The sequence below is a fragment of the Enterobacter cloacae complex sp. IR5412 genome, assembly GCF_049237385.1.
GTDB classification, from domain to species: domain Bacteria; phylum Pseudomonadota; class Gammaproteobacteria; order Enterobacterales; family Enterobacteriaceae; genus Enterobacter; species Enterobacter intestinihominis.
The window spans coordinates 1-10,964 of record NZ_JBMKHQ010000029.1 but is presented as its reverse complement, the minus strand read 5'-3'; the positions used below and the strand labels follow the sequence as shown (position 1 = coordinate 10,964).

15 protein-coding genes and 2 pseudogenes are annotated in these 10,964 nt (G+C 51.8%); 14 read left to right on the top strand and 3 right to left on the bottom strand.

Translation table 11 applies throughout. The features are described from left to right. Window positions 1-108 precede the first annotated feature (108 nt). Window positions 109-1,589: pseudogene (locus ACOTX2_RS24815) on the top strand (Tn3 family transposase); the annotation flags it as partial. Between the two features lie 36 nt (window positions 1,590-1,625). Here ACOTX2_RS24815 and ACOTX2_RS24810 read toward each other — a convergent pair. Next, window positions 1,626-1,796, bottom strand: a pseudogene (locus tag ACOTX2_RS24810) (transposase); the annotation flags it as partial. A gap of 755 nt (window positions 1,797-2,551) precedes the next feature. Between ACOTX2_RS24810 and ACOTX2_RS24805 the strand changes: the two are divergent. The 6 genes from ACOTX2_RS24805 (at window position 2,552) to ACOTX2_RS24780 (ending at window position 5,348) form a co-directional block, all read left to right on the top strand. Next, window positions 2,552-2,932, top strand: coding sequence for a hypothetical protein (locus tag ACOTX2_RS24805; protein WP_001371925.1), 381 nt, complete (start codon window positions 2,552-2,554; stop codon window positions 2,930-2,932). A 57-nt stretch (window positions 2,933-2,989) separates the two neighbouring features. Next, on the top strand, window positions 2,990-3,655 hold the full coding sequence (locus tag ACOTX2_RS24800) for a hypothetical protein (RefSeq protein WP_001447900.1): 666 nt from the start codon (window positions 2,990-2,992) through the stop codon (window positions 3,653-3,655). A 59-nt stretch (window positions 3,656-3,714) separates the two neighbouring features. Further along, window positions 3,715-4,170, top strand: coding sequence for a hypothetical protein (locus tag ACOTX2_RS24795; RefSeq protein WP_000916941.1), 456 nt, complete (start codon window positions 3,715-3,717; stop codon window positions 4,168-4,170). Next, on the top strand, window positions 4,142-4,447 hold the full coding sequence (locus tag ACOTX2_RS24790) for a hypothetical protein (RefSeq protein WP_223152485.1): 306 nt from the start codon (window positions 4,142-4,144) through the stop codon (window positions 4,445-4,447). The genes ACOTX2_RS24795 and ACOTX2_RS24790 overlap by 29 nt, the downstream gene beginning before the upstream one ends. Before the next feature lie 25 nt (window positions 4,448-4,472). Continuing rightward, window positions 4,473-4,766 (top strand): hypothetical protein, encoded by a 294-nt coding sequence (locus ACOTX2_RS24785; RefSeq protein ID WP_001100635.1) that lies wholly within the window; start codon window positions 4,473-4,475, stop codon window positions 4,764-4,766. Between the two features lie 177 nt (window positions 4,767-4,943). Next, on the top strand, window positions 4,944-5,348 hold the full coding sequence (locus ACOTX2_RS24780) for an H-NS family nucleoid-associated regulatory protein (protein ID WP_001287391.1): 405 nt from the start codon (window positions 4,944-4,946) through the stop codon (window positions 5,346-5,348). A 606-nt stretch (window positions 5,349-5,954) separates the two neighbouring features. On the opposite strand, the gene ACOTX2_RS24775 is transcribed toward ACOTX2_RS24780, so the two are convergent. Continuing rightward, window positions 5,955-6,563, bottom strand: a complete 609-nt coding sequence (locus tag ACOTX2_RS24775; RefSeq protein ID WP_000289256.1) for an HNH endonuclease signature motif containing protein — start codon at window positions 6,561-6,563, stop codon at window positions 5,955-5,957. A 65-nt stretch (window positions 6,564-6,628) separates the two neighbouring features. Then, entirely contained in the window at window positions 6,629-7,084 is a 456-nt protein-coding gene (gene merR / locus ACOTX2_RS24770; RefSeq protein WP_001166628.1) for an Hg(II)-responsive transcriptional regulator, read from the bottom strand. A gap of 71 nt (window positions 7,085-7,155) precedes the next feature. Between merR and merT the strand changes: the two genes are divergently transcribed. From merT to ACOTX2_RS24735, 7 genes are all read left to right on the top strand, one after another. Beyond that, entirely contained in the window at window positions 7,156-7,521 is a 366-nt protein-coding gene (gene merT, locus ACOTX2_RS24765; protein ID WP_001294656.1) for a mercuric ion transporter MerT, read from the top strand. A gap of 15 nt (window positions 7,522-7,536) precedes the next feature. Next, window positions 7,537-7,812, top strand: coding sequence for a mercury resistance system periplasmic binding protein MerP (gene merP, locus ACOTX2_RS24760; protein WP_000732275.1), 276 nt, complete (start codon window positions 7,537-7,539; stop codon window positions 7,810-7,812). Between the two features lie 27 nt (window positions 7,813-7,839). Continuing rightward, window positions 7,840-8,265 carry an organomercurial transporter MerC gene (gene merC, locus ACOTX2_RS24755; protein WP_000522996.1) on the top strand — a complete coding sequence of 142 codons (426 nt, stop codon included), beginning with the start codon at window positions 7,840-7,842 and terminating at the stop codon, window positions 8,263-8,265. 38 nt (window positions 8,266-8,303) lie between these two features. After that, window positions 8,304-9,989 (top strand): mercury(II) reductase, encoded by a 1,686-nt coding sequence (gene merA / locus ACOTX2_RS24750; protein ID WP_000209296.1) that lies wholly within the window; start codon window positions 8,304-8,306, stop codon window positions 9,987-9,989. A 17-nt stretch (window positions 9,990-10,006) separates the two neighbouring features. After that, window positions 10,007-10,372 carry a mercury resistance co-regulator MerD gene (gene merD, locus ACOTX2_RS24745; protein WP_001277466.1) on the top strand — a complete coding sequence of 122 codons (366 nt, stop codon included), beginning with the start codon at window positions 10,007-10,009 and terminating at the stop codon, window positions 10,370-10,372. Next, a complete protein-coding gene (gene merE / locus ACOTX2_RS24740; protein WP_001087807.1) occupies window positions 10,369-10,605 on the top strand; it encodes a broad-spectrum mercury transporter MerE in 237 nt (78 codons plus the stop codon). The genes merD and merE overlap by 4 nt, the downstream gene beginning before the upstream one ends. A 65-nt stretch (window positions 10,606-10,670) precedes the next feature. After that, window positions 10,671-10,889: a DUF3330 domain-containing protein gene (locus tag ACOTX2_RS24735; protein ID WP_021242992.1), complete on the top strand. Its 219-nt coding sequence runs from the start codon at window positions 10,671-10,673 to the stop codon at window positions 10,887-10,889. Window positions 10,890-10,964 lie beyond the last annotated feature (75 nt).

The following is a 10,964-nucleotide window of genomic DNA, read 5'->3' as shown; positions in this document are numbered from 1 at the left end:
TATGGTGATCCCCTGGGCGAAATGCGCCTGGTAAGCAGAGTTTTTGAAATGTAAGGCCTTTGAATAAGACAAAAGGCTGCCTCATCGCTAACTTTGCAACAGTGCCCATTGGGTCACCCCACTAATGGCAGTAAAGCATCGGAGCAATTGGCCGCTCAGTTAGATGAAACCTGGAAAACGGTGGCATCACGTTTTGATCGCAATACCGCCGTGGACATCTGCAATGAAGGTAAACATCCTTCGCTGACCATCAGCAGCCTGGATAAATTGGATGAACCACCGGCGCTGATACAACTGAGCAGCCGAGTCAGACAATTGCTTCCACCCGTTGACCTGACAGAACTGTTGCTCGAGATTGACGCCAGAACTGGCTTCACCCGTGAATTCAGCCATGTCAGCGAGTCAGGTGCCCGTGCGCAGGATCTGCATATAAGCCTGTGTGCGGTGATGCTGGCTGAGGCCTGCAATATCGGACATGAGCCGCTGATCAAGCACAATATCCCTGCACTGACTCGCCATCGTCTGAGCTGGGTGAAACAGAACTACATCCGAGCAGAAACGCTGGTTAGCGCCAATGCGCGGCTGGTTGATTTTCAGTCCTCGTTAGCGTTGGCAGGATACTGGGGGGCGGGGAGGTAGCCTCCGCTGATGGTATGCGTTTTGTCACGCCAGTGAAAACGGTGAATTCTGGCCCCAACAGAAAATACTTTGGTTCAGGGCGCGGCATCACCTGGTACAACTTTGTCTCTGACCAATATTCGGGTTTTCATGGCATAGTGATTCCTGGAACACTGCGGGATTCCATCTTTGTGCTGGAAGGGCTACTTGAGCAACAAACGGGACTAAACCCGGTTGAAATCATGACGGACACAGCAGGTACCAGTGACATTATCTTTGGCCTGTTCTGGCTACTGGGATACCAATTTTCACCTCGTCTGGCGGATGCGGGTGAGGCTGTGTTCTGGCGGGCCGACAAAGCAGCGAATTACGGGGCGTTGGACAAACTGGCGCGGGGTTGTGTTGACCTTTCTAAAATCGAAAGCCACTGGGATGAGATGATGCGGGTTGCCGGTTCGCTGAAGCTGGGCACTATTCATGCGTCAGAACTCATTCGATCGCTATTGAGAAGTACCCGACCGTCAGGGCTTGCTCAGGCAATAATGGAGGTCGGAAGAGTTAACAAGACACTGTATCTTCTCAACTATATTGATGATGAGGACTATCGTCGCCGGATCCTAACACAGTTGAACCGGGGTGAAGGCCGCCATGCCGTTGCAAGAGCCATCTGCTACGGTCAGCGTGGCGAGATCAGAAAACGTTACCGCGAGGGGCAGGAAGATCAGTTGGGTGCGCTGGGTCTGGTGACAAACGCAGTGGTGCTGTGGAATACGCTTTATATGCAGGAAGCCTTGTCGCACCTGCGCAGCATCGGGGAAGGGCCAGAGGATGAACATATCGCGCGGCTTTCGCCTCTGATGCACGGTCATATCAACATGCTGGGACATTATACGTTCACACTACCGGAGGATATTATGAAGGGGGAATTGAGGCCGTTAAATCTCAATTTAAACAATGAATTATCTCCTTAGCGTGGTTTTTTACATCATTGGCCCTCAAACCCCATGATGATGGTTTCGAAACGTCTTAAGGCCAAAGACTATCGAACGGTTTCCACGGGATTTAACGTCCTGAGCTCTAAGCCAGGGCTGATAACTTTGGCCATAGCCCACTCCTATGCCGTCACCTAGCGCATTTTCATAATCCAAATAGGATTTGAGACGCCTACCCCTACCCATGATCGTACCCAAAAAACGACATTGATACGTACCTATATGTGCATTTTATAGTCTCCAACCCTATAACCACACATTCAGTAAGCATACAACATTAGCGTCGTTTTTTGAGAATGGTTACAACTTTAGTGCTTTGTGTACAACTTTATTGTCTTCGGACAAGTAGGACCCTCTAAAACCAATAGAATTTACGTAGAAACGCGTTTAGTAAAGGCTTTACTAATTACTAATGACTAACATATTAGCACTTTCAGATCTGTCAGCAATAACCCCGGGCGGCGAAATAATGAGAAGAGTTCTTCCGGAGAGCCTTTTCTTTCTATCTGATTGATTTTTAACACTTTTAAATGTCAGCTTTATGTAAACCTGTGGGATTTACTCCTAATTAAATCCCATAGTATGAAAATTAGGCATTTGCAAACCTTAATGACGTGACGTTGTCACGTAAATCAATGGAATTTAGTCTCTAGTAAAGAGTTAACTAGTGACTAACTGCCTGATCGGTGTGCTTGAACGGTGCACTTCAGGCCGGATATAAAAATTGATGAGAGATATACAGAAAATGATGGACCGGCTTAATAAGCCAGCCTTTCTTGGGATGATTGATGATGTTGAACACGCTATAAAGCGAAAATGCCCCTTTTTAACCTATAGGTTGGGCACTATGAGTAAGATACAATCAAATCGCCAGTCAGATGGCTAATTTCATTTTGACCAAAGCGGGCTATTTCAAGCGTTATCGCTGAGACGAGGCTTCAATGACAAGTACACTTGACCCATCACACAAGCAAATTGAAATGTGGCGCAGAGCTACCGGTTCCGAAGGTGGACTCAACGAATACCGCAACTGGGTTCTGGAAAATAGTATGAGATTTACAGCATACGGTATCCATACCGTTATCGTCGAAGGTGAGGCGAAGCATATAACAGCGCTTGATGATGTTACCCTCTGTAACGAGTGGGCGAAGCTTAAAAGAGAAAACAATAGGCTTTACGCAGCAAATGAAAAAATTTGCTCTGGCTGGCGTGGTTTTGTGTTGCGTTTGTTAGGAATAACACTGTCATGCAGAAAACCGGTCATCTTACTGGGGGCAGACGCGAAGAATCAAAATGATGCCGTGAAAGGGGCTGATTTGTAATTTTCAGGCGAGCCCACCGTTCTTAGAAAGCTGTTCTATGGGTATGTAAGGAAGATAATGTTCTCTGAACGCTCAGTACACTTAATCACTTCCTGTACAAAGGGCAAGAATCATCAGGGCCACGTCTGGCCGACATTGGACATAGATCCAAAACAAACCCCGGACGACGCAGCATATGCCTGGAGTAACATTGTAGACGACGCCAGAAGTAATCAGGCGGTACCGGCATTGTCCTTGTATTCAGGTAATCACTGGTCTACGGCAAAGGAAATTTTAAACTCAACCAGAAATCTGGAGTTGTGGATAATCTCTGCCGGGATGGGGTTTTTAAATAGTCGAGATCGGGTGCCCTCTTACGAGGCGACATTTCATCAAGTACCATTCAGGCATGATCTCTGGTGGAAAGCCATCACAAAATCACTAGGAAAGCATAACCGTTGCGCAACTATAAGCCAGTTAATGCAGTCCAGTCCGAATGATGAATATTTGATTGCGGCTTCGCCTGTTTATATTTCTGCTGTCCAGAATGACATCCTGAAGGGCATTGAGAGTTTGACTCATCCTCTTACGCAACTAACGATCGTGACATCAGGGGCATATGCTGGCCCACTTGAAGAATACTTAATTAAGAGTTCTTCTAGGATGATGAAAGAGCTAGAGTGCAATATGGTGTGCCTGAATATAAAACTGGCTCAATACATACTTAAAAGTGGTAGTCGTTAGAACTAGACTGTTAATGATACAATTCTCCTGTTATTTTATTTTTATAAAAGGTCTCAAATATGCTCAAAAACAGATTTTCTTTATTGTGTCTTGCTGTGGCATCGTCACTTACTCTTACTGCTTGCGATGTAGTTGATGCTGCCTATGACGAGACTTTAAATGATAATGCACCCGAAATTGTAATAGCTGGAGGATTCAAAATTGATATCCAAGGTAATGCAGTTCCGGTTGAGGGATATGATAATTGCTCTTTGAATACTCTTCAGGGAAGCGTTGATACGGATAAATCAAATTGTATTGTTCTGGATAGAACACGTAAAAAAGTACCGGTTCTAGTTCATTTGTCATCCGGTCCCGTCAAAGAAGAATGGAAGATCGAGCACCAGGTTGAAAAAACCAAATCCGGCAAAAATTTCATCCAAACTCGTATGATTAGACCTGACGGTAACTTTGTAGTGCCTGCATCCTCAGAACGAGGGATCTTTAGTGGCAAACATTACAGTCAAGCCAGCTAAGTCAAGTCTATCCGTTCAAACAGAAAAAGGTTTCTTAAAAATGACGTTATCCGCTGCATTGCAAGGCACTTTTAAAGAGATGAGGAAAGACAATACAGTAGGCATCACAGTTCAAACTTGTTCAGATATTTTTGACAGCAATGTTCCTCCGGCTTATGTTTTCTGGCTTTATCGTCTCAAAGCGGGAGAAACTTTGCCGCGCGGAAGGTTCTTCAGAAAAAGAAAGCCAATCATCAATGTTATGGCAGTTGTTCATGATGCTGCATTCGAAAAATAACTGCGCTATCAGGAAAGTTACTTTTATGAACGTAATTGCAGCTGGAATTTTTTGCTTTATTTTTTACCCTACAGCTTTCGCTTATGCTTGTTATAAAAAGAGATGGCTAGAGTGGATTTTTCTTACTTTAATTATAATTTTTGCTTCTGCCATTTCGATTCAACAATACAATGAAGCGAATTTTGTAAGTGAGTTAAATTACCCTATGTTTATCTCCGCCATATATGGCCTGTCACTGGCATGGTTTCCTTTTCCGATTGCTTATGTTGTTCTGCGCTTCCTTCTTGATGATTTACAGCATGAGTACCCTAAACAGTGAGCAGATTTTAAGACTCATGAACAACATCGAAAGCACGAAACAGTCTGCACAAGGAAGATAAGGAGTATTCTTAGCAAGATATCTTTGTACCTGAAGACATAAAGCTGGCATCTTTTTCCTTATAGAGTGTATTATGATTAAGTAAATCCTTATCAAAGAATTAGAAAGTGAGGTCGTATGTCTGAAGCACTCAAATCGTTAAACAATATTCGTACTCTTCGCGCCCAGGGCCGCGAGCTGCCTTTAGAAGTACTTGAGGAAATCCTCGAAAAGCTTAATGTCATTGTTGATGAGCGTCGTCAGGAAGAATCATCCAAAGCTGCCGAACTGCAAGCTCGTCAGGAGAAACTTGACGCCCTGCGTAAGTTAATGGAAGAAGATGGTATCAACCCGGAAGAGCTGCTTGGCTCATTCCAGGCCAAATCTACGGCTACCAAGAAAAGCCGTGAACCACGCCCGGCCAAATACTCATTTACTGATGAAAATGGCGAAACAAAAACGTGGACTGGACAGGGCCGTACCCCCAAAGCTCTGGCAGAACAAATTGCAGCCGGTAAAAGTCTTGATGATTTCCTGATCTAACTTTTGCCACCAGTTTTGATAGAGGCCACTTCGGTGGCCTTTTCTCATACGGAATCAATTTCAGGTACAGAACATATGAAAAATTCAGAACCTAAGAGCTGTGATCCCTATGTGGACAGTTTGATTAGAAATGCAGATGCAAAGTAAGCCAGGTCATTTCTCAAAATATTGAAGCCCTTACCATTCCTTATCGTTATCATCGCTGTATTCTTTTTTTGGGTATCGTTTTCCCGTTTATTATCCCAGGTCGCGTAAAACCTTTTTAAAGACTCTTCTTTACCAGATATGCTCCCTCACCGGGATGGTTTCAACCTCTTCAGTTTCCCATATTGGCAAAACCTTCAGGAAATAAGACGATACCCTCCACGCTTTCCATTAAAGCGGGATGACGACGCCCAGTTCTTACGACCAGACTCCACGTTTTCGATTAGGATGCCTTTGGGCCCTTCTAACGAGGCCACCTCAACAACTCGCACTTTCCGGATCAGTCTTGGATCCACTTCTTCCCAGATCTGGCCAACTGTAATATCTTTTTGGGTTTGCATTTAATCTCTCGCTGTCATTTAGTGAACAAGACTAATCCTCGCCGTGGTTCAGCTTATGGCTTTATTTACGCTGACGATCCTTAGCCTTAAATTTTTGCCATCGTATCCGAAGGTTTTCGATGTTAACCGGAACCTGCATGCGTGTCGTCTCTATCTCATTCCCATGCCATTTCAGGAGATCATCATCCAACTCCCGGGCCTCCCGGCTGAAGTAAATTTTCATAGTGTCAGGGTTTATGGCGCAATGGTCATTGTCGAACAGTGTATGGATATCACGGCGAAGTAAAATTCCGTTCGTTACGTCGGGAATGCCTTCTTCATGACGTGGCGTTAAGTGCGCGGCCTCAGTACGCCAGGGGGACCTTACGCCGGTGACAACACATCGCCCGTAGCAATTCAACCTAACATCCCGGGCGAAAGGACCTTGGTCAGGACTGGTGACAGAAGTACATTCCTGGCCCTCTTTGTAGATACGCTTCGGGAAGTCGATAGTGGTTTGAGCTGTTTGGGAAAGTGACACATACGTAACCCCTTTGTATCTCTTTATCCCACCATTAAAAGTGGTAGGAATCGAGCTGGTTATGGCCACCAGTTTCACATCGCCCATTTCGACGATCTTAAGGCTCTTATTAGCGGCTACATGTAACTGGATGAATTTACCTACGTACACATCATGGTTCTCATCTTGTCTTTCAACACACAGGGGTCGTCTCAGAATTCGGAAAATAAAGCACGCTAAGGCGTAGTCACCCCGTGACTCCCCCGCGCCGATGCAGCGAGCTTCGTTCCGTCTTGCAGTGACGCAATCAGCGGGCAGGAAACGTTCCCTTTCCGCGCATGGCAGGCGCACACCAGTTCAGACAGCACGGCCTCCATGCGTGCCAAGTCGGCCATCTTCTCGCGCACATCCTTGAGCTTGTGCTCGGCCAGGCCGCTGGCTTCCTCGCAATGGGTGCCATCCTCCAGCCGCAGTAGCTCGGCGATTTCGTCCAGGCTAAAGCCCAGCCGCTGGGCCGATTTCACGAACCGCACTCGTGTTACATCCGCCTCGCCATAGCGGCGAATGCTGCCATAGGGCTTGTCTGGCTCCGGCAGCAGGCCCTTGCGCTGGTAGAACCGGATGGTCTCCACATTGACCCCGGCCGCCTTGGCAAAAACGCCAATGGTCAGATTCTCAAAATTAATTTGCATATCGCTTGACTCCGTACATAACTACGGAAGTAAGCTTAAGCTATCCAAACCAAATTTGAAAGGACAAGCGTATGTCTGAACCACAAAAGTCTGAACCACAAAACGGGCGCGGCGCGCTCTTCGCCGGTGGGCTGGCCGCCATTCTTGCGTCGGCCTGCTGCCTGGGGCCGCTGGTTTTGATCGCCTTGGGGTTCAGCGGGGCATGGATCGGCAACCTGACGGTGCTGGAACCCTATCGCCCGATCTTCATCGGCGCAGCGCTGGTCGCGCTGTTTTTCGCCTGGCGGCGCATCTACCGCCCGGCGCAAGCCTGCAAACCGGGTGAGGTCTGCGCGATTCCCCAAGTGCGAGCTACTTACAAGCTCATTTTCTGGATCGTGGCCGCGCTGGTCCTGGTCTCGCTCGGATTTCCCTACGTCATGCCATTTTTCTATTAATCACAGGAGTTCATCATGAAAAAACTGTTTGCCGCCCTCGCCCTCGCTGCCGTTGTTGCCCCCGTGTGGGCCGCCACCCAGACCGTCACGCTGTCCGTGCCTGGCATGACCTGCGCCTCTTGCCCGATCACTGTCAAGCACGCGCTTTCCAAGGTTGAGGGCGTGAGCAAGACCGACGTAAGTTTCGACAAGCGCCAGGCCGTCGTCACCTTCGACGATGCCAAGACCAACGTCCAGAAGTTGACCAAGGCGACCGAGGACGCGGGCTATCCGTCCAGCCTCAAACGCTGATCCGTTAACCGAACTCGGGAGCGACACATGGGACTCATCACGCGCATCGCTGGCAAAACCGGCGCGCTCGGCAGCGTCGTTTCCGCGATGGGCTGCGCCGCCTGTTTTCCTGCCATCGCCAGCTTTGGCGCGGCCATCGGACTGGGCTTCTTGAGCCAGTACGAGGGGCTATTCATTGGCATCCTGCTGCCGATGTTCGCCGGCATCGCGTTACTCGCCAATGCTATCGCTTGGCTCAATCATCGACAGTGGCGACGCACGGCGCTCGGCACGATAGGCCCGATCTTGGTGCTGGCAGCGGTGTTTTTAATGCGGGCTTACGGCTGGCAGAGCGGTGGACTGCTCTATGTCGGCCTGGCCTTGATGGTTGGGGTGTCGGTCTGGGATTTCATCTCGCCAGCACATCGCCGCTGCGGGCCGGACAGCTGTGAATTGCCAGAACAACGTGGCTGACGGCAACAGCCGTAGCCACCACAGAAAAGGAAAAATACATGACCACCCTGAAAATCACCGGGATGACCTGCGACTCGTGCGCGGCTCACGTCAAGGAAGCCTTGGAGAAAGTGCCCGGCGTGCAATCGGCGCTGGTGTCCTATCCGAAGGGCACAGCGCAACTCGCCATTGAGGCGGGCACGTCATCGGATGCGCTGACTACCGCCGTGGCCGGACTGGGCTACGAGGCAACGCTTGCCGATGCGCCACCGACGGACAACCGCGCCGGCCTGCTCGACAAGATGCGCGGCTGGATAGGGGCCGCTGATAAGCCCAGTGGCAACGAACGCCCGTTGCAGGTCGTCGTCATTGGTAGCGGTGGAGCCGCGATGGCGGCAGCACTGAAGGCCGTCGAGCAAGGCGCGCAGGTCACGCTGATTGAGCGCGGCACCATCGGCGGCACCTGCGTCAACGTCGGTTGTGTGCCGTCCAAGATCATGATCCGCGCCGCCCACATCGCCCATCTGCGCCGGGAAAGCCCATTCGACGGCGGCATGCCACCCACACCGCCGACGATCTTGCGCGAGCGGCTGCTGGCCCAGCAGCAGGCCCGTGTCGAAGAACTCCGTCATGCCAAGTACGAAGGCATCCTGGACGGCAATTCAGCCATCACCGTTCTGCACGGTGAAGCGCGTTTCAAGGACGACCAGAGCCTTATCGTTAGTTTGAACGAGGGTGGCGAGCGCGTCGTGATGTTCGACCGCTGCCTGGTCGCCACGGGTGCCAGCCCGGCGGTCCCGCCGATTCCGGGCTTGAAAGAGTCACCCTACTGGACTTCCACCGAGGCCCTGGCGAGCGACACCATTCCCGAACGCCTTGCCGTAATCGGCTCGTCGGTGGTGGCGCTGGAGCTGGCGCAAGCCTTTGCCCGGCTGGGCAGCAAGGTCACGGCCCTGGCGCGCAATACCTTGTTCTTCCGTGAAGACCCGGCCATCGGCGAGGCGGTGACAGCCGCTTTCCGTGCCGAGGGCATCGAGGTGCTGGAGCACACGCAAGCCAGCCAGGTCGCCCATATGGACGGTGAATTCGTGCTGACCACCACGCACGGTGAATTGCGCGCCGACAAGCTGCTGGTCGCCACCGGCCGGACACCGAACACGCGCAGCCTGGCATTGGAAGCGGCGGGGGTAGCCGTCAATGCGCAGGGGGCCATCGTCATCGACAAGGGCATGCGCACCAGTAGCCCGAACATCTACGCGGCCGGCGACTGCACCGACCAGCCGCAGTTCGTCTATGTGGCGGCAGCGGCCGGCACTCGTGCGGCGATCAACATGACTGGCGGCGATGCGGCCCTGGACCTGACCGCAATGCCGGCCGTGGTGTTCACCGACCCGCAGGTCGCCACCGTGGGCTACAGCGAGGCGGAAGCACATCACGACGGGATCGAGACCGACAGTCGCCTGCTAACACTGGATAACGTGCCGCGTGCGCTTGCCAACTTCGACACACGCGGCTTCATCAAGCTGGTCATCGAGGAAGGTAGCGGACGGCTCATCGGCGTGCAAGCGGTGGCCCCGGAAGCGGGTGAACTGATCCAGACGGCGGTGCTCGCCATTCGCAACCGTATGACCGTGCAGGAACTGGCCGACCAATTGTTCCCCTACCTGACCATGGTCGAAGGGCTGAAGCTCGCGGCGCAGACCTTCAGCAAGGACGTGAAGCAGCTTTCGTGCTGCGCCGGATGAGGAAAAGGAGGTGTTCAATGAGCGCCTACACAGTGTCCCGGCTGGCCCTTGATGCCGGGGTGAGCGTGCATATCGTGCGCGACTACCTGCTGCGCGGATTGCTACGGCCGGTCGCGTACACCACGGGCGGCTACGGCTTGTTCGATGACACCGCGTTGCAACGGCTGCGCTTTGTACGGGCTGCCTTCGAAGCGGGTATCGGCCTGGACGCACTGGCGCGGCTGTGCCGGGCGCTGGATGCTGCGGACGGTGACGGTGCGTCTGCGCAGCTTGCCGTGTTGCGGCAACTCGTCGAGCGTCGGCGCGAGGCCCTGGCCAGCCTCGAAATGCAACTGGCCGCCATGCCAACCGAACCGGCACAGCACGCGGAGAGTCTGCCATGAACAGCCCAGAGCACTTGCCGTCTGAGACGCACAAACCGATCACCGGCTACTTGTGGGGCGCGCTGGCCGTGCTCACCTGTCCCTGCCATTTGCCGATTCTCGCCATTGTGCTAGCCGGCACGACGGCCGGCGCGTTCATCGGGGAGCACTGGGGTATTGCAGCCCTCACGCTGACCGGCTTGTTTGTCCTGTCTGTGACGCGGCTGCTGCGGGCCTTCAAGGGAAGATCATGACCGCTTCCCAGCCAGCCGAGAGTGGGCAGCTTTGAGCTTCGCTACCAATCTGGAGGAGTACCACCATGAACGCAAACGCCCCGAACACTGCCAGTTGCACCACCTGCTGCGTATGCTGCAAAGAAATTCCGCTCGATGCCGCCTTCACCCCGGAAGGCGCGGAATACGTCGAACATTTCTGCGGGCTGGATTGCTATGAACGCTTCCAGGCACGCGCCAAGGCCGCGACAGAATCTGACATTGCGCCTGTCCTGTCATTTTCAGAAGACGACTGCACCAGTTGATTGGGCGTAATGGCTGTTGTGCAGCCAGCTCCTGACAGTTCAATATCAGAAGTGATCTGCACCAATCTCGACTAT